The organism is Streptomyces sp. NPDC025273 (genome assembly GCF_040638585.1).
GTDB lineage: Bacteria > Actinomycetota > Actinomycetes > Streptomycetales > Streptomycetaceae > Streptomyces > Streptomyces cinereorectus.
Genome location: NZ_JBEZYP010000019.1, coordinates 86092 through 110718, shown reverse-complemented (window position 1 = coordinate 110718; position 24627 = coordinate 86092). Strand labels below are relative to the sequence as shown.

The following is a 24627-nucleotide window of genomic DNA, read 5'->3' as shown; positions in this document are numbered from 1 at the left end:
GGGAGCGCCCGTGACCTCAGCCCCCCTTGCCGCCCGACTCACCGATGTCGCCGGGCCGCTCTTTTTCCCCGTCAGCGCCTACGGGCCGGACGGCGCCGTCGACCTCGACACCTTCCGCACGCATGTGCGCAACGGCATCGACGCCGGCGCCGCGGCGGTGTTCGCCTGCTGCGGCACGGGCGAGTTCCACGCGCTGACCCCGCAGGAATTCCGCGCCCTCGTCGCCGCGGCCGTCGAGGAGACCGCCGGACAGGTGCCCGTGGTCGCGGGCGCCGGCTACGGCACGGCGCTCGCGGTCCAGTACGCGCGACTCGCCGAGGAAGCGGGTGCGGACGGACTGCTGGCCATGCCTCCGTACCTCGTCGTCGCCGGCCAGGAAGGGCTGCTGGGCCACTACGCCGCACTCGCCGCGGCCACCGGCCTGGAGACGATCGTCTACCAGCGCGACAACGCCGTCTTCACCCCCGAGACCGTCCTCGCCCTGGCGCGGACCCCCGGGATCATCGGCCTCAAGGACGGCTACGGCGACCTCGACCTGATGCAGCGCACGGTCAGCGCCGTGCGCGCCGGACTGCCGGGCCACGACTTCCTGTACTTCAACGGGCTGCCCACCGCCGAGCTCACCGGCCTCGCCTACCGGGGCATCGGCGTCACGCTCTACTCCTCCGCCGTCTTCGCCTTCGCGCCCGGCATCGCGCTGGCCTTCCACCGGGCGCTGGACTCCGGCGACGACGCTCTCGTCAACGCCCTCCTCGACCACTTCTACCGGCCCCTCGTCGAACTGCGGGCCAAGGGCCACGGCTACGCGGTGTCGCTCGTGAAGGCGGGTGTCCGGCTGGCGGGCCTGGACGTCGGTGAGGTGCGCACCCCGCTCACCGAGCCCCCGGCCGCGCACATCGAGGAGCTGACCCGGATCATCGCGGACGGCCGCGCCCTGCTGGAGAAGCACGGCCAGGAGCAGGGGGAGCGCGGGTGAAGACCTCCGCCTTCCTCTACCCCTGGGACGTCGTCGGCGATCCGGACGCCGCCACGCGCCTCGCTGACCTCGGCGTCCAGCAGGTGACGCTCGCCTCCGCCTACCACTCCACCCGCGCCCTGACTCCACGCCACCCCGGCCGCCGGATCGTCACCGCCGAGCACGCGGCGGTGCTCTACCCGCCGGACCACGGGCGCTGGGCGGGACGCGGGCTGCACCCGTACACACAGTCCTGGGTCCCGGGCGACGACCCGTACGCCGAGGCCGCCGCGGCCCTGGCCGGCGCCGGTCTCCAGGTGCACTCCTGGGTGGTCCTCGCGCACAACTCCCGCCTGGGCGCCGAGCATCCGGGCACCTCCGTGGTCAACGCCTACGGCGACCGCTACCCATGGGCGCCGTGCATCGCGCAGCCCGCCGTCCACACGTACCTCGTGGACCTGGCGGCGGAGGCGGCCGTGCGCCCCGGGGCGGCGGGCACCGAGCTGGAGTCCTGCGGCTGGTACGGCTTCGCCCATCTGCACGCCCACGACAAGACGTCGGGGGTCGGCCTCGGGGACGCGGCGCAGTACCTGATGTCGCTCTGCTTCTGCGCCGCGTGCCGGGCCGGATACGCCGGGAAGGGGCTGGACGCGGACGAGCTGCGCGCAGCGGTGCGCGACGCCCTGGAGCCCGCCTGGGCCGGACCTGGCTCCCGGGGGACCGGCTGGTCAGGAGTCGAGGAGCTGCTCGGCGCGGGTCCCGCCGGAGCCACCCGGCAGTGGCGCGACCAGGTCGCCAGGGGACTCCAGGAGGCGGCCGTGGCGGCGGTCCGGCGGACGGCGCCCGGCCCGGACTTCCAGGTCCTGCTGCACGCCGATCCCGCCTCGTACCGGGCGGGCGCCAACGTCGGGGTGGACCCGGCGCACATCCTGGCCACGGCGGACGGCGTGGTGCTGCCCTGCACCGGCGGTGACGCGGCCCGCGAGGCCGTGCTCGGGCCGTTCGCCGGGCTCCGTGGGGTGCTGGCCGCCAATTTCGGTGTGGTCACGGGCATGGGCGGCAGCCCCGGCACGCTGGAGCGGGACGCCGCGCACGCGCGCTCGCTCGGTGCGACCGAACTGCGCCTGTACCACGCGGGACTGGCCTCCGGACCGGACCTCGACGCCGTCGGCCACGCCCTCTCGCGCATCGGCGGGTGACGGCCGGCCGGCAGGGGCGCCCGCCGGCCGCCCCTGCCGCCCCTGCCGGCCCGCGACCGGCGCCGCCGCCGTGGCGCGAGCACCGCCGGCGCCGCCGGACTGCCCGGCCGGTCGGCGACGTGCCCCGGATCCCGCGGCCGGCCACCTCGCCGACGTACCGGATCCTGAGACGGCCACCCCCGTCAGGCACGGCGGGGCCGTCCGGTCGCCTCCCGCTCCGCGCACCGGCACCGGCCACCCCGAACGGCCGTGACCTGCGCACTCCCCTCCGGAGCGCGTCCTACGGGCCCGGTCCGGCGGCGTAGCGCGCCCCGGCGGCTCGGGCGGACGCCTGAGAACTACACCCAAACATCTTTTGTCAGAAGCGTTGACGAAACATTCAGGACCGCTCTAGCTTCATCGCGTCGTACTTCGTACGTCATATATGAGACGCGATACGCGAGATGCGAGAGCCCTTCACCCATGACCTTTGCGCCTGCCCCGATTCCGTCCCGGACCCAGTACGTGCTGGAGGCGATCAAGCACGCCATCCTCACCGCGCAGCTGAGACCGGGACAGGCGCTCGTCGAGACCGAACTCGCCGCGCAGTTCGGGGTGTCGAAGACCCCCGTGCGGGAGGCGCTGAAGACGCTCGCCGGCACCGGGCTCGTGGTCATGAGCCAGTACAAGGGCGCCACCGTACGGCTCGTGGACGCGGCCATGGCCCGGGAGGTGTACGACGTGCGCCTGCTCCTGGAGCCGGAGGCGCTGCGCCGCTCCATCACCCGCAAGTCCTCGCTGGAGGCGGCCCAGGAAGCCCTGGAGCGGGCCGACACCGCGGTCGACAAGGCCGACAGGTCGCTGGCCAACCGGGACTTCCACCGGGCCCTCTACCTCCCCTGCGGCAACCCGCTGCTCTCCCGGATGCTCGACGAGATCCGCGACCAGGCCGCCCTCGTGTCGACCGTGGCCTGGGCGACCAACCCGTCCTGGGAGCGGGAGGCGGCCGAGCACCGGGAGATCCTGCGGCTCGCCCTCACCGACGACGCGGAGGCTGCCGTGAGGGCTCTGCACGACCACATCGCATCGTTCGTGCGCCGCGCGTTCCCCGACGACGAAGACGGGGGTGACACGGCGTGAACCACCAGCTGGACCTGAACCACCAGCACCTCGACGAAAGGCCAGTCCGCATGGACCTCTCCCCGCTGAAGGCGGCCCTCGCAGACGTTGTGGCGATCCCGGTGACCCCGTTCGCCGAGGACGGAGGCATCGACACCGCGGTGCACCGCGCCCTGCTGCGAAGACTGCTCGACGGTGGAGTCCGCATCGTCACCCCGAACGGCAACACCGGCGAGTTCTACGCGCTGACCCCGGACGAGCGGCGCACCGTCACCGAGCTCACCCTCGACGAGACAAGTGGCCGGGCCACCGTCCTGGTGGGCGTCGGCCACGACGTGCCCACCGCCGTCGCCGCCGCCGAGCACGCCAGGGACGCGGGCGCCGAGATGGTGATGGTGCACCAGCCGGTGCACCCCTACGTCGCGCAGGACGGCTGGGTCGACTACCACCGGGCCATCGCCGAGGCCGTTCCTGAGCTCGGCGTCGTCCCCTACATCCGCAATCCGCTGCTCGCCGGTGAGCGGCTCGCCGAGCTCGCCGACAGGTGCCCCAACGTCATCGGTGTGAAGTACGCCGTCCCGGACGCCGCCCGCTTCGGTGCCTTCGCCCGGGACGCCGGGCTGGAGCGGTTCGTCTGGGTGGCCGGGCTCGCCGAGCTCTACGCCCCCTCCTACTTCGCCACCGGCGCCACGGGGTTCACCTCCGGCCTCGTCAACGTCGCCCCCGGTGTCTCGCTGACGATGCTGGAGGCGCTGCGGGCCGGCGACTACACGGCGGCGATGAAGGTCTGGGAACAGATCCGCCGCTTCGAGGAACTGCGCGCCGACCGGCAGTCCGCCAACAACGTGACCGTCGTCAAGGAGGCCCTGGCCTCGCTCGGCCTGTGCCGGCGCGACGTCCGCGCACCGAGCCGGGTCCTGCCCGAGGCGCAGCGCGCCGAGGTCGCGAACCAGGTCGCCGGGTGGTCCGTATGACCGGGACCGAAGGCGCCCGCATCACCCCCCAGGAGCTGCGCAGCCACCAGTGGTACGGAACGGACGGGCTCCGCTCGTTCAGCCACCGGGCCCGCACCCGGCAGCTCGGCTACCTCCCCCAGGAGCACCTGGGCAAGCCGGTCATCGCGATCCTGAACACCTGGTCCGACATCAACCCCTGCCACGTCCACCTGCGTGACCGCGCTCAGGCGGTCAAGCGGGGCGTCTGGCAGGCCGGCGGCTTCCCGCTCGAATTCCCGGTCTCCACGCTCTCGGAGACCTTCCAGAAGCCGACCCCGATGCTCTACCGCAACATGCTGGCGATGGAGACGGAGGAGCTGCTGCGCTCCTACCCCGTCGACGGCGCCGTGCTGCTGGGCGGCTGCGACAAGTCGACGCCCGCGCTTCTCATGGGCGCCGCGTCCGTCGACCTGCCGACCGTCTTCGTGCCCGCCGGGCCGATGCTGCCGGGCCACTGGCGCAACGAGGTCCTCGGCTCCGGCACGGACATGTGGAAGTACTGGGACGACAAGCGGGCCGGGCTGATCGGCGACTGCGAGATGGCCGAACTGGAGAACGGGCTCGCCCGCTCGCCCGGCCACTGCATGACGATGGGCACCGCGTCCACCCTGACGGCCGCCGCCGAGGCGCTGGGCGTCACGGTGCCGGGCGCCTCCTCCATCCCGGCCGTCGACTCCGGTCACGACCGGATGGCCGCGGAGTCGGGCCTCCGTATCGTCGAACTGGTGTGGCAACAGCTGACGTTGTCGAAGATCCTCACCGCCGACGCGTACGAGGACGCCGTCGCCACCGTCCTCGCGCTCGGCGGCTCCACCAACGCCGTCATCCACCTGATCGCGATGGCGGGCCGCTCCGGGGTGAAGCTCACCCTGGACGACTTCGACCGCATCGCCCGCACCGTCCCGGTGCTCGCCAACCTCCGCCCCGGCGGCGCGTACCTGATGGAGGACTTCCACTTCGCCGGCGGGCTGCCCGGATTCCTGGCGCGGCTCACCGACGTACTGCACCTGGACCGCCCCACCGTCGCGCACACCACCCTGCGCGAACAGCTCGACGGGGCGCTGGTGCACAACACCGACGTCATCCGGGAGCGGGACAACCCCCTGGCCGAGGAGGGCGGCGTGGCGGTGCTGCGCGGCAACCTCTGCCCCGACGGCGCGGTCATCAAGCACATCGCCGCCGAGCCGCACCTGCTGCGCCACACCGGACCCGCGGTCGTCTTCGACGACTACAGGGAGATGCAGCGCACCATCAACGACCCGGCCCTGGCCATCACCCCGGAGCACGTGCTGGTCCTGCGCAACGCCGGCCCCAAGGGCGGTCCCGGCATGCCCGAGTACGGCATGCTGCCGATCCCGGACTACCTGCTGAAGCAGGGTGTACGGGACATGGTGCGGATCTCCGACGCCCGGATGAGCGGCACCAGTTACGGGGCGTGCGTCCTGCACATCGCGCCCGAGTCGTTCGTCGGCGGGCCCCTCGCCCTGGTCCGCACCGGCGACCTGATCACCCTGGACGTCGAGGCGCGGCTGCTCCACCTCGGTGTTCCCGACGACGAACTGGAGCTGCGCAGGGCCCGGTGGACACCGCCGCCCGCACGGTACGGGCGCGGATACGGGGCGCTCTACCAGGACCAGATCACCCAGGCCGACACCGGATGCGACTTCGCGTTCCTGGCACGGCAGGGAGAAGTGCCCGACCCGTACGCGGGCTGACGGCCCGGAGGATTCCGCGCACCGTCTGTCCGGCCCGCCGAACGGCATGCGGTAAGCGCTTGCGCACTCCCTGCACCACACACGGCACCCCCAGCACTTCCCAGAGATCGGAGACGTGTCATGGCCCACACCGCCGCCGTGGCCACACCGCCGCCCGAGGCGCCCCGGCGCCGCTCGGCGAGCCCCCGCCGCCTGCCGTATCTGCTGATCGCGCCCGCGGGCCTGCTGATGCTGGGCTTCATCGCCTACCCGGTGATCAGCGTCTTCTACTACAGCCTGCAGAACTACAACGTCACCAAGCCGTGGCGGAACGGCTTCGCCGGCTTCGACAACTTCAAGCGGATCTTCACCGAGGACGACCAGTTCTGGTCGACGCTCGGCTTCAGCGCCCAGTGGGTCTTCACCCAGGTCACCCTGCAGCTCGCGCTCGGCCTCGCCCTCGCCCTGATCGTCAACCAGACCTTCGTCGGGCGCGGCATATCCCGGGCCATGGTCTTCTCTCCCTGGGCCGTGTCCGGTGTGCTGACCAGCACCATCTGGATCCTGCTCTACAACTCCTCGACCGGCTTCAGCCGCTACCTCGCGGACGCCGGGATCGGCGAGTACGGGACCTCGGTGCTCTCCGACACCGGGACCGTCTTCTGGGCGGCGACCATCTCCGAACTCTGGCGCGGTGTGCCCTTCTTCGCCATCCTCATCCTCGCCGACCTGCAGTCCGTCTCCAAGGAGCTGTACGAGGCGGCGTCGGTCGACGGCGCGGGCCGGATGCGGCAGTTCTTCCACATCACCCTCCCGCACCTGCGGGACGCGATCATCCTCGCCACGCTGCTGCGCGGTGTCTGGGAGTTCAACAACGTCGACCTGCTCTACACCCTCACCGGAGGCGGACCGGCCGGCGAGACCACGACCCTGCCGCTGTACGTCGCCAACACAGGCATCGAGGGTCACGACTTCGGCTACGCCTCCGCGCTCACCACCGTCGCCTTCGTGATCCTCCTCTTCTGCTCGATCGTCTATCTGCGCCTGAGCAAGTTCGGAGGCGACCACAAGTGACTGCCGCACTCGTAGAGAAGGACAACGCCACGCAGCGGTCCGCGCGGCACGGCGCCCCGCCGCCCCCCTCGCGCCGCCCGGCCAGGCGCGAGCGTGCCTTCGACGACGTACCGCGCTGGCAGATCTACCTGCCGCTCGGCCTCTACCTGCTCTTCACGCTCATCCCGTTCTACTGGATGTTCCTGTTCGCCGTACGGCCCGCCGGCTCCACGTCGCTGGTGCCCTGGCCGGTGACGGGGGACCACTTCTCCAAGGTCTGGAACGAGCGCAGTTTCGCCCTCTTCTTCCAGAACAGCATGATCGTCGGCGTCGCCACGCTGATCGCCACGACGCTGGTCGCCCTGGCCGGCGGCTACGCCCTGGCCCGGTTCGACTTCAGGATCAAGGGCGCCTTCATGCTGGCGCTGCTCTGCTCGCAGTTCATCCCGGGCGCGCTGATGCTCGTCCCGCTGTTCGAGATCTTCAAGAACCTCCAGATGATCAACTCCCTGGGGAGTGTCGTCATCGCGGAGACCGTCTTCCAGCTCCCCCTGTCGATCATCCTGATCAGCGGCTTCATCAAGAACGTGCCGGTCTCCCTGGAGGAGGCGGCCTGGGTCGACGGCTGCTCGCGCTTCAAGGCCTTCTGCGCGGTCGTCCTGCCGCTGCTGCGCCCCGGACTGATCGCCGTCGGCTCCTTCGCCTTCGTGCACAGCTGGAACCACTTCCTGTTCGCCCTGATGTTCCTCAGCGAGCAGGACAAGCAGACGATCCCGGTCGGCCTCAACACCCTGATCGGCGCCGACAGCGTCGACCTGGGCGCGCTGGCCGCGGGCGGAGTCATCGCCGCCGTACCCGTGGTGATCGTCTTCGCCTTCATCCAGAAGTGGCTCATCACCGGCTTCAGCGCCGGCGCCGTGAAGGGATGACGGACATGACCGCACGCCGCCCGCACACCGGGCGCCGCACCGCCGCCGAGGCCGCCCGTGAGGCCGGCGAGGGGAGGGCCCGATGAGCACGACACCGCTGCCCGTCGTCCTGGCCGGTGCCCGCGGCCACGGCCGCTGGCACCTCGCCAACCTCCGGCGCCTCCAGCACCAGGGCCTCGTCAGGCTGGCCGGGATCTGTGAGCTGAACCCGCTGACCGACGACGAACTCGCTTCCTTCGCCGGCGAGATGCCCGAGCAGTCCGCCGACTTCGGGGCGCTCCTGGACTCCACCGGCGCGCACGTCGCCGTCATCTGCACCCCCATCCCGACCCACACCGAGCTGGCCCTGACCGCGGCGTCCCGCGGCGTCCACCTCCTCCTGGAGAAGCCGCCCGCCGCGACCTGGGCCGACTACTCCCGGATGGCCGACGGGGTACGGGAGGCGGGCATCGCCTGCCAGGTCGGCTTCCAGTCCTTCGGCTCGCACGCCGTGCCCGCCATCAAGGAACTCGTACGCTCCGGAGCCGTCGGAACCGTGCGCGGCATCGGCGCCGCAGGCGCCTGGGTCCGCGACGACGCCTACTTCCGGCGGGCCCCCTGGGCCGGGCGCCGGAAGATCGGCGGGACCGACGTCGTCGACGGCGTCCTCACCAACCCGCTGGCGCACGCCGTGGCCACCGCACTGGAGATCGCCGGCCGCGGGACGGCGCAGGACGTGGTGTCCATCGAGACCGAGCTGTTCCGGGCCCACGACATCGAGGCGGACGACACCAGCTGCGTCCGCGTCACCACCACCGACGGGCTTCCCGTCACCGCCGCCGTCACCCTCTGCGCCGAGGAGGCCGGGGAGCCGTACGTCATCGTCCACGGCGACCGGGGCCGGATCACCTTCTGGTACAAGCAGGACCGCGTCCTGATCCAGCGCGCCGGACACGGACCCGAGGAGGCCGTGCACGGACGGACCGACCTCCTGGAGAACCTCGTCGACCACCTGGCGCACGGCACCGGACTCCTCGTACCGCCGGAGCGCACCGGCGCGTTCATGCGGGTCGTCGAGGCCGTACGCACCGCCCCCGAGCCCGTCGCACTGCCCGCCACCGCCTGGCACAGCCGGCCCGACGGGCCCGCCGGCGGGGTGCGGCGCGTCGTGCGCGGCATCGACGCCATGGTCGCCGCCGGTGCCGACACCCTCACCCTCTTCTCCGAACTAGGCGCCTCCTGGGCGCGACCCAGCGAGGTGAGCTCCCCATGACCACCGCACTCCTCAGCTGCGCCGGCCGCCCCGTCGCCCGCTACGGCTACGGGCCGGACCCGGACGGCCGCCCCTACCTCCACCCCGTCACCACCCTCGCCGGCATCCCCGTCACCGAGGAACGCCCCGCCGACCACATCCACCACCTGGGCGCCTCCGTCGCCGTACCCGACGTGGCCGGCCACAACTTCTGGGGCGGACGCACCTACGTCCGCGGCCAGGGCCCCACCGCGCTCGACAACCACGGGGTGCAGCGCCACCTCGGCTGGAAACTCCGCGACCCGGACGGCTTCGTGGAGGAACTCGGCTGGGAGGCCGACGGCACCGAACTGCTGCGCGAGCACCGCACCGTCGCCGTCGGCGAACTCTCCGGCACCGCCTGGGCGCTGGACTTCTCCTTCTCCCTCACCAACCGCGGCGGCACGGACCTCTCCATCGGCAGCCCCGCCACCAACGGCCGCCCCGGCGCCGGATACGGCGGCTTCTTCTGGCGCGCCCCCAAGGAGCCCGCGGCACCCGCCGTCTTCAGCGGAACCCACGACGGCGAGGAAGCGGTGCACGGCAGGGCCGCCGACTGGCTGGCCCTCGCCGGGGACGGCTGGACCCTGGTCTTCGCCGGGGCCACCGACGAGACCCGGCGCGACCCCTGGTTCGTGCGGACCACCGAATACCCGGGGGTCGGATCCTCCCTCGCGGCGGACCGCCGGCTGCCCGTCCCCGCCGGAGCCACCGTCGTCCGACGCGTCGTGACCGTCGTCGCGGACGGCCGGCTCGACCGGGACACCGCCGCCGCCTACGCCCGCAGGGCGGCAGCCGCATGAGCAGACCCTGGACGGCCGACCTCGGCGACGGTACGTACCGCAACCCCGTCCTGAACTCCGACTGGTCGGACCCGGACGTCGTGCGCGTCGGCGACGACTACTACCTCACCGCGTCGAGCTTCGGCCGCGTGCCGGGACTGCCCCTGCTGCACTCGCGCGACCTCGTCAACTGGACCCTCATCGGCCACGCGCTGCACCGCCTCGAACCCGCCGCCGACTTCGCCGTGCCCCGCCACGACCGCGGGGTGTGGGCCCCCTCGCTGCGTCACCACGCCGGACGCTTCTGGATCTTCTGGGGCGACCCCGACCACGGCATCCAGCAGATCAACGCCGAGGACATCCGCGGCCCGTGGAGCGCTCCGCACCTCCTCAAGGCGGGAAAGGGGCTCATCGACGCCTGCCCGCTGTGGGACGAGGAGACCGGCGAGGCCTACCTCGTGCACGCCTGGGCCAAGTCCCGCTCCGGGATCAAGAACCGGCTCACCGGCCACCGCATGAGCCCCGACGGACGTGAACTGCTCGACGAGGGCACGGTCATCGTCGACGCCGACACGATCCCCGGCTGGTTCACCCTGGAAGGCCCCAAGCTCTACCGCCACGACGGCCACTTCTGGATCTTCGCCCCCGCCGGGGGAGTGGAGACCGGCTGGCAGGGCGCCTTCCGGTCGCAGGACTTCACCGGTCCGTACGAGGAACGCGTCGTCCTGGCCCAGGGCCGCACCGACGTCAACGGCCCCCACCAGGGCGGCTGGGTGCGCACCACCGCCGGTGAGGACTGGTTCCTGCACTTCCAGGCGCGGGGGGCCTACGGACGGGTCGTCCACCTCCAGCCGATGCGCTGGGACGCGGAGGGCTGGCCCGTCATCGGCGACGGCGGCGCGCCCGTCCGGGTACACACCAAACCGGCTGCTCCCGAGCAGCCCGTGGAAGCTCCGGCCGTCGGTGACGACTTCCCCGGCGGCCGGTACGGCAGGCAGTGGCAGTGGACGGCCACCCCCAGGCCCGGCTGGACGGTCGAGCACGCCGGGGACGGACTGCGGCTCAGCTGCGTACGGACCGCGTACGCGCACGACCTGCGGGCCCTGCCCAACGTCCTGGTCCAGCGGCTGCCGGCCGAGGAGTTCGCCGTCGAGGCGGACCTCGTGCTGAACAGCGACGAGCCCGGCGCCAACGCCGGACTCGCCGTGCTGGGCGACGCCTTCAGCTGGATCGGGCTGGAGGCCGGGGCGGACGGAACGCCCCGGCTCGTGCACCGCTACGCCGAGGGCACCGCCGAACACGAGCGGGACGCCGCGCACGCCCGCGCGGCCCCCGGAGGAAGGGCACGGCTCCGCATCGAGGTCACCGCGGGTGCCCGCTGCCGCTTCCTCGCCGACACCGGCGACGGATTCCGGCCCTCGGGCCAGGTCTTCGCCGCCGCGCCGTGGCGCTGGGTGGGCGCCCTGCTCGGCCTCTTCGCCACCGCACCGGCCGGGACGGGCCCCGCCGGAACGGCCGAGTTCACCGCCTTCCGTACCGGCGGCTGACCCCGGGACCCCACCCGCGTCCCCCTACCGATCACCGCCCCCCACGGCACGTACCGAACAGCACCTGCGACACCAGTGATCCCACCGACAGAACCGAGAGAGAAGAGCCGACGATGACTATCTCGAAGACGCAGCGGGGGCGCGCCGCGGCAGCGGTCTCCCTGGCGGCCGCACTCGCCCTGACGGCCACCGCGTGCGGGGACGACGGCAGCAGCTCAGGCACGGAAGGCAGCGGCAAGGGCGAGATCACCTTCTGGGACAACAACGGCGGTCCACGCACCGCCATCTGGACCGAGATCATCAAGGACTTCGAGAAGAAGAACCCGGACATCAAGGTCAAGTACGTCCCGATCCCGATCGCCGACGTCCAGTCCAAGTACGACACCGCCATAGCGGGAGGCGGGCTGCCCGACGTGGGCGGCATCAGCACCGCCTACCTCGCGAACATCGTGTCGCAGGAGGCGCTCGAGCCGATCAACAAGCGGCTGGAGAAGTCCCCGCTGAAGGGGCAGCTCGTCGAGGGCATGGTCGAGAGCGTCAGAGCCGCGGCCGGCCGCGGCGACGACATGTACTCCATGCCCACCTCCGCCAACAACGGTGCCCTCTGGTACCGCACCGACCTGTTCGAGGCGGCCGGGCTGGAGGCACCCACCACCTGGCCCAAGTTCTACGAGGCCGCAGACAAGCTCACCGACACGAAGAACAACAAGTTCGGCTACACCATCCGCGGCGGGGCGGGCTCCATCGCCCAGGCCCTCGACGCCGTCTACGGCCAGTCCGGGATCACGTCGTTCTGGGACGGCGACAGGACGACGCTCAACGACCCGAAGAACGTCGAGGCGCTGGAGAAGTACGCCGCCCTCTTCAAGAAGACGACGCCGGCCGCCGACGTCAACAACGACTTCACCAAGATGGTCGCCCAGTGGGACACCGGCACCATCGGCATGCTGAGCCACAACCTCGGCTCCTACCAGGACCACCTGAAGGCGCTGGGCGAGGAGAAGTTCGCCGGCATCCCCGCACCCATCGGTGAGGGCGGCACCCGCGTCCAGGTCTCCAACCCCGTCGACGGGCTGGGCCTGTTCCGGTCGAGCAACAACAAGAACGCGGCCTGGAAGTTCATCGAGTTCGCCGCCTCGCACGAGTCGAACAGCAAGTGGAACGAGTCCGCGGGCGCCATCCCGGCCAACACCGAGGCGGCCAAGGACCCCTGGATCAACGAGACCGAGCCCACCGCGCTCGCCGCGAAGGCCCTCACCGACGGGTCCACCAAGATCGTCGACCTGCCGTACTACCTGCCCGACTGGAACAACATCAGCAAGGCGGACAACGAGCCCGAGTTCCAGAAGCTGCTGCTCGGCAAGGTCACGGCCAAGGCGTTCCTGGACAAGATGGCCGACGAGCTCAACGCCGCCAACAAGGAATGGCAGGAGCTGGGCAACGGCTGACCCGGCCGTCCCGAACGACCGCAACCCCGGTGACCGGGGGACCGGCGGCGGTCCAGGTCGCGCTCCGCCGCCGGTCCCCCTCCTCGTGCACCCCGTTCCGCACGCCCTCCGAGAGAGGCAGTCTCCCTGTGTCACTCACCCGCAGACGGACAGCGGCCGCGCTCGTCGCGCTGCCCCTCGCGCTCTCCGCCACCCCCGCGGCCGCATACGCCGGCGGGGGCAGGCCCCGGCCCCGGACCCTGCACATCGCGGGCGACTCCACGGCCGCCCAGAAATACTCCGACGCCGCACCCGAGACCGGCTGGGGCATGGCCCTGCCCTTCTTCCTCGGCCACCACCTCACGGTCGCCAACCACGCGGTGAACGGCCGGAGCTCCAAGAGCTTCATCGACGAGGGACGCCTCACCGCACTCCTGCGGGGCGTCCGACCGGGTGATCTCCTCCTCGTCCAGTTCGGTCACAACGACGAGAAGACCGAGGACCCGGCCCGCGGCACCGACCCCTACACCACCTACCAGGACTACCTCCGCCAGTACGTCGAGGGCGCCCGCGCCCGGCGGGCGGAGCCCGTACTGCTCACCTCCGTCGAGCGGCGGCGGTTCGCCGCCGACGGCACCGCGAAGCCCACCCACGGTGAATACCCCGCCGCGATGACCGCCCTGGCCGCCGAGGAGGGCGTACCCCTGATCGACGTCCAGGCGCTCTCCCTCGCCCGCTGGCAGGAGCTCGGCCCGGACGGCACCGAGGCCTGCTTCAACTGGCTGGAGCCCGGCGAGTCGCCCAACTACCCCGACGGCAAGCAGGACAACACCCACTTCAGGCCGCCGGGTGCCGTGGACGTGGCCCGGACGACCGCCCGCGCACTGCTGGACGGCGGTGTCCTCACCCCGCGTGACCTGCGCCGCCTCGACGAACCGGTCCCCACCGGGTGGATCACCTGGCCGCAGCCGGTCTGACGCGCGCAACCCGCTCCTTCCTCCTCCGTACGACAGTTAAGGATTCGCCATGCCCGCACGCATGCGTCACGTCCGAGCCATCGCCGTGGTGATGGGCTGTGCCTCGGTGGCCCTCGCCGTGAGCGTCCCCGCCCAGGCGGCCCAGCCGCGCCACGGCACGGGGATCGAGAGAGCCGTCCTTCCCGCCGGCGACGGCTGGGCCGCCGCCGGGGGATCCACCACGGGCGGCTCGAAGGCCACGCCCGACCACGTCTACACCGTGACCGACCGCGCCGAGCTGGTCGCCGCCTTCGAGGACGCCGGCGACGCACCGAAGATCGTCAGGATCGTCGGCACCATCCACGGCAACTCCGACGTCAACGGCACCCCGATCGGCTGTGAGGCCTACCAGCAGGACGGCTACACCCTGGAGAAGTACCTCGCGGCCTACGACCCCGAGGTCTGGGGCCGGGACGAGGTCCCGTCGGGTCCCCTGGAGGACGCCCGCGCGGCCTCCGCGAAGCTGCAGGCGGCAGCCGTCAACGTCCAGGTCCCGTCCAACACCACGCTCGTCGGCGTCGGCGAGGACGCCACGGTCATCGGCGCCGGCCTCCAGGTCAAGGGCGTCTCCAACGTCATCATCCGCAACATCTCCTTCGAGGACACCTACGACTGCTTCCCCCAGTGGGACCCCACCGACGGGGACGAGGGCGCCTGGAACTCCGAGTACGACAACCTCGTCGTCCACGGCTCCAGCCACGTCTGGGTCGACCACAACACCTTCAGCGACGGCGACCGCCCCGACGCCGGCCAGCCCCACTACTTCGGGCAGGTCTACCAGCAGCACGACGGCCTCTTCGACATCGTGCGCGGCGCCGACCTGGTCACCGTCTCGTGGAACGTCCTCGAGGACCACGACAAGACCATGCTCATCGGCAACAGCGACGGCGCCGGGGCGAGCGACCGCGGCAAGCTCCGCGTCACCCTGCACCACAACCTCTTCAAGGACGTGAAGGAGCGCGCGCCCCGCGTCCGCTTCGGCCAGGTCGACTCGTACAACAACCACTTCGTCGCCACCCGGGGCAGCGCCTACGGCTACACGTACGGCATCGGCGCCGAGTCCGCACTCGTCGCCGAGCACAACGCGTTCACCGTCGGACCGGACTTCGACAAGGCGACCATCCTCAAGAAGTGGTCCGAGTCCTCCCTCACGGCGGAGAACAACTACGTCAACGGGCGGAAGACCGACCTGATCGCCGTGCACAACGCGGGCGTGCCCACCGAGCAGCTCACCGAGGGCGCCGGCTGGACGCCCGAGCTGCGCACCCGGGTCGACCACCCGCTCGTCGTCCCCGTGCTCGTCGCCCTCAAGGCGGGAGCGGGCAGGACATCGGGCCGCTGACGACGCGCACCTGAGCCGGCCGGAGCGGCACCGCACTCTCCACCACCCCGGAGAACGCCGCTCCGGCCCACCCTCCCGCCCCCGTGAAGGAGTACCGCCATGCTCAGCCGACGCAGTGCCCTGTCCCTGCTCACGGGCGGGAGTGCCGCCCTCGCCCTCGGCGCCCCCGCCGCACACGCACACCCCGCACGCCCCCGCCCCTTCGGCCGCTACGGCTCACCGGCCCGCCGCCTCGACCCCCTGACGCTGTACGTGGACCCGCACGGCCGGGGCGACCACACCGACGTCCGGTCCGCCGTCGACGCGGCCACCGGCACCGGCCGCACCCTGGTGCTCGCTCCGGGCACCTACCGCGGGGCGGTCACCGTCGGCGCGGCCCTGACCGGCCTCACCCTGATCGGCGCGAGCGGCGACCCACGCGACACCGTCATCGTCCACAACCGGGCGGCCGGCACCCCCAAGCCCGACGGCTCCGGCACCTACGGCACCAGCGGCTCGGCCTCCGTCACCGTCCAGGCCGCCGGCTTCACCGCACACGACGTGACCTTCGCCAACGACTGGCTGCGCTCCGACAACCCCGGGTACACCGGCACCCAGGCCGTCGCGATCAAGGTCCAGGGCGACCGGTCGGCGTTCTACGGGTGCCGCTTCCTCGGCCACCAGGACACCCTGTACGCCGACTCCCCCGCGCTCACCGCGTTCGCCCGCCAGTACTACCGCGACTGCTACGTGGAGGGCGACGTCGACTTCGTGTTCGGCCGCGCCACCGCCGTCTACGACCACTGCCACTTCCGCACCCTCACCCGCACCGACCTCGCCTCCGCCCCGTACGGCTTCGTCTTCGCGCCCAGCACAGCCGGAGCCAACCCGCACGGCTACCTGGTCCTGCGCTCCCGCGTCACCAGCACCGCCCCCGACGCGTACTACAGACTCGCCCGCCCCTGGGTGCCCTCCTCGGACCTCACCGCCCGTCCGATGCTCACCGTCCGCGACAGCCGCCTCGGCGCGGGCATCGACGCGGTCACGCCGTACGCCACCATGTCCGCGGGCTTCCCGTGGCAGGACCAGCGCTTCGCCGAGTACCGCAACACCGGCAGGGGCGCGCGCGTCACCGTCCCCGCCGAACGTCCCCAGCTGAGCGACCAGGAGGCCCGCTCGCACACCCCGGCCGTGTACCTCGGCGACTGGCGCCCCTACGCGTGAGCGACGGCATCACGCAGCGGGTGCTGCCCGCGTTCCACGAGCAGCTCAAGGCCGGGCTGACCTTCCCGCTCGCCCGGGAGAACTCGGCGACGCGGGACTTCGCGGCCTGGCGCGCCGCGGCGCGCGCCAGGGCCGCGGAGGCACTCCTGCAGCCTCCAGGCCCCGGCCCCGAGCCCTTCGACCCGGTGACCGTCGACGAGCGCCCGGCCGGCCGCTTCACCGGCCGCACCGTGGAGTTCGCCCTCAGCCGGTACACGCGGGCCCGCGGCTCGCTGCTGCTGCCGCACGGCACCGGGCCCTTCCCCGCGGTGCTGCTGCTGCACGACCACGGGTCCGAATTCTCCATCGGCCGGGAGAAGGTCGTACGCCCCTGGGCGGACCCGGTCCGGCTCCCGCGCGCCACGGCGTGGGCCGGCGCCTGCTACGGCGGCCGGTTCGTGGGCGACGAACTGGCCGCCCGCGGCTACGCCGTGCTCGCCGTGGACACCCTCGGCTGGGGCGACAGAGGACCGCTCGCCTACGCCGACCAGCAGGCCCTGGCCGCCAACCTCTTCCAGCTGGGCACCTCGCTGGCCGGACTCACCGCCCACGAGGACATCCGCGCCGCCGCCTTCCTCGCCTCACTGCCCCAGGTCGACGAACGGCGGGTAGGGGCGCTGGGATTCTCCATGGGGGCGTACCGCGCCTGGCAGCTGTCCGCCCTCTCCGACGGCGTCCGGGCCGCCGCCGCCGTCTGCTGGATGACGGGCCTCAAGGACATGATGGTCCCGGGCAACAACACGCTGCGCGGCCAGTCCGCGTACTTCACGCTCCACCCGGGACTGCACCGCTACCTCGACATCCCGGACGTGGCGTCCCTCGCCGCCCCGAAGCCCGCCCTGTTCCACGCGGGCGGACAGGACCCGCTGTTCCCGGCGGCCGGGGTGGCGGGCGCGTTCGCGAAGATGCGCGCCGTCTGGGACGAACAGGGGGCCGGCGACCGGCTCACCACCACGGTGTGGCCGGAGCACGGCCACGTCTTCACGGCGGACATGCAGGACGTGGTGTACGCCTGGCTGGACACATGGCTCGGCGCCCCCGCCGCGACAGCCTGCCCGGCGGGGGCGCCTCGAACCACCGCCCTCTAGTCGTAGCTGAGGTCCGAAGCGGTGTAGCGGCAGTACGTGCCGTCCGGGCCGCTGCCGGTCTGCTTCGGCTCGGCGCCGGTGTTGTTGCCCGTGTAGCGGACACAGGGCTTGATCTTCTTGCTGCTGTCGCCGTGGATGCGGACCGAGCGCAGCGCGGCCGTGTCCCCGTAGTTGGTGTTGATGCCGACCAGGGACTTGCCCGGCGCCGTCACGTCCACGTCGTTGACGATGATGTCGCGCTTGTACTGCTTGGAGCAGTTGCCGCAGGACCGGACGAGCTTGCCGAAGTCCGCGACCTGGAACTTCGTGATGACCAGCTTGCCGGCCCCGTTGAACTGGAAGACCTTGTCGGAGGCCTTCCGGGCGCCGCCGCCGTACACCGTGTACACGGAGCCGGCCGACGTGCCCTTGAAGGACGCGGCGTCCTCGCCGACGTCCTCCCACCAGACGTTCTGCAGCGTGCAGCTGCCGGAGCAGTGGATGCCGTCCGCGGCGGGCGAGCCCAGGACGACGTTCTTGAGCGTCGCCCCGTCCTTCAGCTTGAAGATCGGGTCCTGGCCCTCGTCCTGGCCCCCGCTGCCGAGGTCACCGCTTCCGTAGAAGCGCTTCAGTCCGCCGTCGTACGTCCCCGAGACCTCGATGGTCGACGGGACGGCCTGGCTGCCCTTGGCCGTGGGCCAGGCGGGCACCGCGGCGGCGGCCGCGCCGGCCGGCTGGAGCATCACGTTGGTGGCCAGGGCGGCGCCGGTGAGGCCCAGCGCCGCTGTCAGCGCGGCGGCCGTACGGCGGCGGCCGGGGCGGCGCCGGTGGGTGGGCCGGAGTGCGGCTCGTTCCCTCATGGTCGGTGTTCCGTTCCTAGGGGGTGGGGAAGTGTTTCGCCTCCTGGTCGCCACCGCCCGGCGAAATGGTTGCCGCCGTTCCGGATCTTTTTCCCGGGCTCCGCGCTCAGCGGGACTCGGAGAAGTCGCCGCCCACCGCGGCCCGTCCACCGGCGGCGCGGGCCCGCACCGTGTAGTCGTCCCGCCCGGTGTCACGGCCGCCCTCCGCGTGGTTGTACTGCCCCGCGAAGGTGTGCGTGCCCGCGGGCACGCTCCGCCCCGGCTTCAGCGTCCACCGGTAGACGAGGAAACCGTCCTCCTCACGGGCCGACGCCGTGAAGTCCTTCGCCGGCAGGGAGCGCCAGGAACCGGTGGTGTTCACCCCGCCGTTCAGCGCGATCCGGAGCTCGACGGTGAGCTCCGGGAGCGGCTGCGTGGCCTTGACCGTCACATTGCTCTGCGCCCAGTACCTGTTGCTGTGGGGATCCGCCGAACCGTCCGACCACAGCGGCCCGTTCTCGGCGGGCAGCGCACCGCCCCGGGCCGGCTCCTGCGAGGCCGGTGCGGGCTGGACGGCCACCCGCCGGCCGCCCTCCGGCTCCCCGGACCCCGCCGAGGCGGCCGCGAACGCACCGGCCGCCAGCACCCCGCACACCGCCGCCGTGGCGCTCGCCACCCGCAGCCAGGGCCTCGGTGTGCGCGGGGCGTGCGGGACGCGGACCGGTGGCTCCCCGGCCATGCCGCGCTCGATCCGGGCCAGCATCCGTTCCCGGTCGGGGCGGTGCGAAGCGGCGGCGGTGTGCAGCCGCTCACGCAGGTCCTCGTCCATCAGTGCCTTCCTCCGGTGCGCTGCGCGGCGACGGCCACCTGAACCCGCGCGGCCGGTGACTCGGGTCCGAGCAGCCGTTGCAGTTCCGCCACACCGCGCGAGGTCTGGCTCTTCACGGTACCGACAGATATCCCCAGGACGAGTGCGGTGTCCCGTTCGGACAGGTCGAAGGCGTGACGCAGCACCACACACGCCCGCTTCCGGAACGGCAGCCGGCGCAGGGCCCCCTGGACGTCCACCACCGCCGACACGTCCGGGTCGTCCACGGCGTACCCGTCCCCGGCCCCGCGCGGTGCCCAGAACAGCGCGATCCTGCGGCGCTCACGCACGGCGCTGCGGATGCGCGTACGGGCCAGGTTGGCTACGACCCCCCGGGCGTACGCCACCGGGTGGTCGGCACCCCTGACCCGGTCCCAGCGGTGCCACAGCGCCATCAGCGCGTCGGCCGCCAGATCGTCCGCCGCGTCGGCCTCACCCGTCAGGAGATGGGCCAGCCGGGCGAGTTCGGCGTAGTGCGCCTCGAAGAACGCATGGAACTCGGCGGCAGCAGCATCGTCCACGACTGTGCCCACGGGTACCCCTTCTCTGCACATGGATCCCTGCACGCTCGAACGGGCTGTGTACGTTCACACTCCCGTCCGCGGGGACGAGAGCGTACCAACGCGCACCCCGGAGGCATCTCGGGGCGGGTGCGTATCCCATTAAGGCGCAACACCACGAAAACCTGAACCACCCGTGACGGGTGAACGATCCAGCTACCGTCACGGGTCACCGTGCGACGAGGAACGCCGCGCCGGGCGGAGCCGCACCCACGTGCGCGAGCTCCCTGCCCGGCCGCGCCGTTGCCGCTGACCTCCGAGCGGGCCGCCCCGAGTCCTCGACGACCACCGCGACCTGCCTGCCCGTCGGTTCGTCCTTAGCGTACGAGGTGAACCAGGTGTAAGGGCCTTGCTGTTGTCCACGCCGTTCCGCGCCGTGCCCGTGCCCTCCTCGGCGGCCGGGCGTCAGCCGGGAGTGATGAACCCCGACTCGTACGCCGCGATCACCGCCTGCGTGCGGTCGCGGGCACCGGTCTTGGCGAGCACCGCCGCCACATGAGTCTTCGCCGTGGCCGGTCCCACCGCCAGCCGTCCGGCGATCTCCGCGTTGGTCAGGCCGGACGCCATCAGCCGCAGCACCTCCGCCTCCCGCTCGGTCAGCCGCGCCACCCAGGCCGGCGCCGCGGCGGCCCGCCGCCTCCCGTACTCGGCGGCCAGCCCGCGCACCGCGGCGGGGAACAGCAGCGAGTCGCTGCGGGCCACCAGCCGCACCGCCTGGACCAGGTCCTCGGCCGCGGCCCGCTTCAGCAGGAAGCCCGCCGCCCCGGCGCGCAGGGCGTCGTACACGTAGGAGTCGTTCTCGAAGGTGGTGACGACGACGATCCGCGGTGGATCGTCCAGCGTGGCGAGGATCCGCTCGGTGGCGCGGATGCCGTCGATCTCCGGCATCCGCACGTCCATGAGCACCACGTCGGGCCGCAGCTCACGCACCACGGACACCGCCTCGGCGCCCGTGGCCGCCTCGCCGACGACCTCCAGGCCGGGTTCCGCCTCCAGGATCACGCGCAGTGCCGTACGGACCATGCGCTCGTCGTCGGCGAGGACGATGCGGACCGTGCCGTCGCTCATCGGTTCTCCTGTCCGGGGTGGTGCAGGGGGAGGCGGGCGGTGATCCGCCACACGCCGTCGGTGTGCGGACCCGAGCGGGCGCTGCCACCGAGCAGCACGGCGCGTTCGGTGATGCCGCGCAGTCCGCGCCCGCCGCCGGGACGGACCGCCGCCGCCTGACCGGGCAGCGGATTGTCCATGGTGAGCCGCAGTTCGCGCGCGTCCACCGCGATCCGCAGCTCCACCCGCGTACCGCTCCCGCCGTGCCGCAGCGCGTTGCTCAGACCCTCCTGCACGATCCGGTACGCCTCCCTGGACACGGCCTCCGGGACCAGCTCCGGGTCGCCCTCGGCCGTGTACGCCACGGGGACCCCGCAGTGTGCCAGCAGCGCGTCCAGGGCGTCGAGCGCGGGACCGTGCGCCTCGTCCTCGCCGCGCCGCAACAGGCCGAGCACGGCGTCGAGTTCGCCGACCGTGCGGCGCGTCGTCTCCTCGATGGCCGCCAGCGCCTCCCGTACGAACGCGGGGTCGCTGTCCAGGACCCTGCGGGCCGCACCCGCCTGGAGCGTGACGGCGCTCAGCGCATGGCCCACCGAGTCGTGCAGCTCCCGGGCGAGCCGGTTGCGTACCGCCAGATCGGCCGCCCGGCGCTCCGCCGCGGCCAGCCGGTCGTCGGGCGTCGGTCCCAGCAGCACCGGGGCCCGTCCGGCCAGCACGGCCCCGGCCACGGCGGCGCAGCCGGCCAGTATCAGCAGCATCGCGAGCCCGGCGAACGGCGCAAGGGCGAGGATCCAGGGCCGGTCCAGCGCCTCCGGCAGACCCAGCATCCGGGAGTTGCGCACCGCGGCGGAGAACGGCAGCGCCATCACGGTCAGCGCGAACGGGATCATCGCGAGTGTCAGCCCGCTGACGAGGCCGCCGAGCGCCACGTGCAGGGTGAACCAGCACGCGGCCCTGACCCGCGCCTGCCGGGTCCTGGCGGGACCGTCGGCGAGCACCCCTGGCGGGATCCCGCACAGGGAGCGGGCCGCCGCCACCGACAGCGGGCGTACGAGCGGGAAGAGACCGGTGAGCGCGGCCATCGGCAGCGCGAACGCGAAGGCGGCGAACTGGTCGGCGGGCGCGGAGAACACGTCGGCCCCGGAGCGGTACGAGCCGACGATCACCGTGCCCACCAGGAAGTACGGCATCAGCAGCGCGCCACCGATGATCAGATGCAGCCAGCGCAGCCGGGCCCGGCGCCCCAGGAGCAGGGTCACGGGCGGGGACCGGCGGTCTTCGCCGCGGCGGCGCGCTCCACGAAGAAGTACGCGCCCAAGGTGACGACGAGCATCCCGACCAGCATCTGCACAGCGTAGGTCACGCTCATCACGGGCGTGGGCAGGTCGGCCGTCTCCGCGATACCGGCGAGCGAGGCGACACTCAGCCAGCCGCCCGAGCAGGCCACCGCCCCGGAGCCGCCCCAGGCCAGCGCGAGCGGCACCTTGAGGGAGAGCCCGCCGGTGCGGCGGAAGGCGAGCAGCAGCACCCCCGCGACGGCGGTGGCCGCGAACACGGCGTCGAGCGCCTGGAGCGCGTAGAAGTCATCGGCGCGATCCGTGGCCGGGGTCCCGTTGAGGCCCGCGGTCGAACCCGCCGCCCAGAGCAGGTGCATCGTGGCGGGTACGACAGCGAGCAGCGAGGCGGCGACGGCGGCGGTGCGCAGGGCGGGGTCGGTGGGGCTCGTGGGCAGATCGCGCAGGGTGCCCTTCCAGAGGTGGCCCCAGCGGTCCCGTGCGTACAGGGCGAACAGTGCGCCCAGGGCCAGGCCCTGTACGACGAAACCGGGGTAGACGACGGCGAAGACCCAGTCGTCCAGGAAGGCTCGCGAGTCGGCGGACGCCGGACTCCTGCCGGTGACGGCGGCGACCAGCAGCTGCACCGGGAGGCCGGCCATGATCGGCAGGAGCAGCCCGCTCGCGATCCACATCGGCAGGACGAGCAGCCAGGCCCGCACGCGCCGGCCCCAGGCCTGGGTGAGCAGCAGGGCGAGGACGATCACGGCACCGTCCATCAGGACCGTCCCGGCGTTGGCCAGGGCCATCGTCATGCGGTGGTCGAGCAGCGCGCTGCCGTCCGGAATGCCGATCTCGCTGCCCGCGACCCAGGCGATCTTGAGCGAGAGATAGGGCAGGCAGGAGACGATCGCGAGGACGCGCAGCAGAACGCGGGCCCGGCCGGTGCGGACCGGCGGCGGGGTGTCGTGGATGCGGGGTGCGAGCCGTGTCTGTGTCATGGCACCCACGATTGCGCGCGGCGCCCGCCCGCACGTCCTGCGCGGCGACGATCCGTCTCCGCCGTACGGCGGAGACGCCCTCGGCCTTCCGGCGGGCGGCGGGCGTCGCGTCGGGCGGGCCGTGCCGGCGACCCGTGTCACGCGTTCCGTGTCAGGCGTCGAGCCGCAGGAGCACCTCGTCGGTCTCCTCGCCGCGCGCGTGGGCGTAGCCCCGGTCCGTGCCGGTCACGGTGAACCCGCACTTCTCCAGCACCCGCACCGAACCCGTGTTGTCGGCCGCCGCCCGCGCGAGCAGCGGACGCTCCGGTACGGCGTCGAGCAGCGCCCGCAGCGCGGCGGTCGCCAGCCCCTCGCCCCAGTGCGCCCTGTCCACCCAGTAGGTGACCTCGCGCTCGGCCGGCGAGCCGTACACCCCGACACTGCCGACCACCACGCCGTCGGCGAGCACCGTGCGCATGATCGTCGTGTCCGAGGCGCGGATGCGCTGCCAGTGTGCGTTGAACATGGCCCGGTCGCAGGGGTCGGCGCTGGTGAAGGCCGCCATCCGGGTCGCCTCCGGGTCGCTCATGAACGTGAAGAACAGCGGCAGGTCGCCGTCCCGCACCTCGCGCAGCGAGATGTGCACCGGTCAGAGCCTCCGGGTCGCGAGGGTCAGCCTGTCACGGGCGTCGAACAGGGCGTCCTTGACCATCTGTTCGTGCGCCGGCGTGAGCCGGGCGACCGGCACCGAGCAGCTGATCGCGTCGCGCGCCGGGGTGCGGTACGGGATCGCGACCCCGAAGCAGCGCAGCCCCAGGGTGTTCTCCTCGCGGTCCACCGCGTACCCCTGCTCGCGGATGTGGTGCAGCTCCTCGATCAGCTTCTCGCGGTCGGTCAGGGTGTGTTCGGTCAGTGCGGGCAGCGTCTCGGGCAGCATCTTGCGGACCTGCTCGTCGCTGTGGGTGGCCAGCAGGGCCTTGCCGAGCGAGGTGGAGTGGGCGGGCAGCCGACGGCCGACGCGGGTGAAGGGGCGCAGGTAGTGCTGGGACTGCCGGGTGGCGAGGTACACCACGTTCGTCCCGTCCAGGCGGGCCAGGTGGATGGTCTCCGTGGTGTCGTCGGAGAGCCGGTCCAAAGTGGGGCGGGCGGCGGCGACGACCTCGTCCCCGTCGATGTACGAGGTGCCGACGAGCAGGGCGCGCACCCCGATCCCGTAGCGCGTGCCCGTCGCGTCCGTCTCGACCCAGCCCAGCTCCACGAGTGTGCGCAGCAGCATGTAGAGGCTGGACTTGGGGTAGCCGACGGCCTCCTGCACAGCGGCCAGCGAGTGCATACCGGGGCGCCCCGCGAAGTATTCGAGGAGCTCCACCGTCCGTACCGCGGATTTGACCTGTGTCCCACCGGACTCGGCAACCGACATCGCCCTATGCCCCTTCCAGCCCT

Annotated in this window: 23 protein-coding genes; 15 read left to right on the top strand and 8 right to left on the bottom strand. The window is 72.4% G+C overall.

The features are described 5' to 3' along the window. The first annotated feature begins 10 nt into the window (after positions 1–10). The 15 genes from AB0F38_RS26455 to AB0F38_RS26385 all read left to right on the top strand — a co-directional run bounded on the left by AB0F38_RS26455 (position 11) and on the right by AB0F38_RS26385 (position 17637). Complete coding sequence (locus AB0F38_RS26455; RefSeq protein ID WP_361898256.1) at positions 11–976, top strand: 5-dehydro-4-deoxyglucarate dehydratase; 966 nt, start codon at positions 11–13, stop codon at positions 974–976. Continuing rightward, on the top strand, positions 973–2154 hold the full coding sequence (locus AB0F38_RS26450) for a hypothetical protein (protein ID WP_361898253.1): 1182 nt from the start codon (positions 973–975) through the stop codon (positions 2152–2154). The genes AB0F38_RS26455 and AB0F38_RS26450 overlap by 4 nt, the downstream gene beginning before the upstream one ends. Positions 2155–2616: 462 nt before the next feature. After that, positions 2617–3273, top strand: coding sequence for a GntR family transcriptional regulator (locus AB0F38_RS26445; protein ID WP_361898250.1), 657 nt, complete (start codon positions 2617–2619; stop codon positions 3271–3273). A gap of 50 nt (positions 3274–3323) precedes the next feature. Continuing rightward, a complete protein-coding gene (locus tag AB0F38_RS26440) occupies positions 3324–4226 on the top strand; it encodes a dihydrodipicolinate synthase family protein (RefSeq protein ID WP_361898318.1) in 903 nt (300 codons plus the stop codon). After that, on the top strand, positions 4223–5962 hold the full coding sequence (gene araD / locus AB0F38_RS26435; protein ID WP_361898248.1) for an L-arabinonate dehydratase: 1740 nt from the start codon (positions 4223–4225) through the stop codon (positions 5960–5962). The genes AB0F38_RS26440 and araD overlap by 4 nt, the downstream gene beginning before the upstream one ends. A 120-nt stretch (positions 5963–6082) precedes the next feature. Continuing rightward, on the top strand, positions 6083–7015 hold the full coding sequence (locus AB0F38_RS26430) for a sugar ABC transporter permease (RefSeq protein ID WP_361898245.1): 933 nt from the start codon (positions 6083–6085) through the stop codon (positions 7013–7015). Further along, positions 7012–7923, top strand: coding sequence for a carbohydrate ABC transporter permease (locus AB0F38_RS26425; RefSeq protein WP_361898242.1), 912 nt, complete (start codon positions 7012–7014; stop codon positions 7921–7923). Before AB0F38_RS26430 ends, AB0F38_RS26425 begins: the two co-directional genes overlap by 4 nt. Positions 7924–8005: 82 nt before the next feature. Then, a complete protein-coding gene (locus AB0F38_RS26420) occupies positions 8006–9175 on the top strand; it encodes a Gfo/Idh/MocA family oxidoreductase (protein WP_361898239.1) in 1170 nt (389 codons plus the stop codon). After that, positions 9172–9996, top strand: a complete 825-nt coding sequence (locus tag AB0F38_RS26415; protein ID WP_361898237.1) for a PmoA family protein — start codon at positions 9172–9174, stop codon at positions 9994–9996. Before AB0F38_RS26420 ends, AB0F38_RS26415 begins: the two co-directional genes overlap by 4 nt. Continuing rightward, the gene (locus AB0F38_RS26410) at positions 9993–11522 is read left to right on the top strand and encodes a family 43 glycosylhydrolase (protein WP_361898234.1); all 1530 of its coding nucleotides are present in this window, start codon (positions 9993–9995) and stop codon (positions 11520–11522) included. The genes AB0F38_RS26415 and AB0F38_RS26410 overlap by 4 nt, the downstream gene beginning before the upstream one ends. Before the next feature lie 113 nt (positions 11523–11635). Then, positions 11636–12970, top strand: coding sequence for a sugar ABC transporter substrate-binding protein (locus AB0F38_RS26405; protein WP_361898232.1), 1335 nt, complete (start codon positions 11636–11638; stop codon positions 12968–12970). Between the two features lie 128 nt (positions 12971–13098). Then, positions 13099–13926, top strand: a complete 828-nt coding sequence (locus AB0F38_RS26400) for a rhamnogalacturonan acetylesterase (protein ID WP_361898229.1) — start codon at positions 13099–13101, stop codon at positions 13924–13926. A gap of 49 nt (positions 13927–13975) precedes the next feature. Next, complete coding sequence (locus tag AB0F38_RS26395) at positions 13976–15307, top strand: pectate lyase (RefSeq protein WP_361898226.1); 1332 nt, start codon at positions 13976–13978, stop codon at positions 15305–15307. A gap of 99 nt (positions 15308–15406) precedes the next feature. Continuing rightward, positions 15407–16510 carry a pectinesterase family protein gene (locus tag AB0F38_RS26390; RefSeq protein ID WP_361898223.1) on the top strand — a complete coding sequence of 368 codons (1104 nt, stop codon included), beginning with the start codon at positions 15407–15409 and terminating at the stop codon, positions 16508–16510. Further along, positions 16507–17637 (top strand): dienelactone hydrolase family protein, encoded by a 1131-nt coding sequence (locus AB0F38_RS26385; RefSeq protein ID WP_361898220.1) that lies wholly within the window; start codon positions 16507–16509, stop codon positions 17635–17637. The genes AB0F38_RS26390 and AB0F38_RS26385 overlap by 4 nt, the downstream gene beginning before the upstream one ends. Here AB0F38_RS26385 and AB0F38_RS26380 read toward each other — a convergent pair. The 8 genes from AB0F38_RS26380 to AB0F38_RS26345 all read right to left on the bottom strand — a co-directional run bounded on the left by AB0F38_RS26380 (position 17634) and on the right by AB0F38_RS26345 (position 24604). Then, a complete protein-coding gene (locus AB0F38_RS26380) occupies positions 17634–18476 on the bottom strand; it encodes a pectate lyase (protein ID WP_361898217.1) in 843 nt (280 codons plus the stop codon). The two genes, AB0F38_RS26385 and AB0F38_RS26380, sit on opposite strands and share 4 nt — an antisense overlap. A gap of 106 nt (positions 18477–18582) precedes the next feature. Continuing rightward, positions 18583–19284, bottom strand: a complete 702-nt coding sequence (locus AB0F38_RS26375; protein ID WP_361898214.1) for a hypothetical protein — start codon at positions 19282–19284, stop codon at positions 18583–18585. Next, positions 19284–19856 carry a SigE family RNA polymerase sigma factor gene (locus tag AB0F38_RS26370; RefSeq protein ID WP_361898211.1) on the bottom strand — a complete coding sequence of 191 codons (573 nt, stop codon included), beginning with the start codon at positions 19854–19856 and terminating at the stop codon, positions 19284–19286. Before AB0F38_RS26370 ends, AB0F38_RS26375 begins: the two co-directional genes overlap by 1 nt. Positions 19857–20288: 432 nt before the next feature. Beyond that, positions 20289–20951 (bottom strand): response regulator transcription factor, encoded by a 663-nt coding sequence (locus AB0F38_RS26365; protein ID WP_361898208.1) that lies wholly within the window; start codon positions 20949–20951, stop codon positions 20289–20291. Continuing rightward, a complete protein-coding gene (locus AB0F38_RS26360; protein WP_361898205.1) occupies positions 20948–22189 on the bottom strand; it encodes a histidine kinase in 1242 nt (413 codons plus the stop codon). Before AB0F38_RS26360 ends, AB0F38_RS26365 begins: the two co-directional genes overlap by 4 nt. Beyond that, positions 22186–23205 carry a hypothetical protein gene (locus AB0F38_RS26355; protein ID WP_361898203.1) on the bottom strand — a complete coding sequence of 340 codons (1020 nt, stop codon included), beginning with the start codon at positions 23203–23205 and terminating at the stop codon, positions 22186–22188. The genes AB0F38_RS26360 and AB0F38_RS26355 overlap by 4 nt, the downstream gene beginning before the upstream one ends. 151 nt (positions 23206–23356) lie before the next feature. Further along, positions 23357–23830, bottom strand: a complete 474-nt coding sequence (locus tag AB0F38_RS26350) for a GNAT family N-acetyltransferase (RefSeq protein WP_361898200.1) — start codon at positions 23828–23830, stop codon at positions 23357–23359. A 3-nt stretch (positions 23831–23833) separates the two neighbouring features. After that, the gene (locus tag AB0F38_RS26345; protein ID WP_361898197.1) at positions 23834–24604 is read right to left on the bottom strand and encodes an IclR family transcriptional regulator; all 771 of its coding nucleotides are present in this window, start codon (positions 24602–24604) and stop codon (positions 23834–23836) included. Positions 24605–24627: the final 23 nt, after the last annotated feature.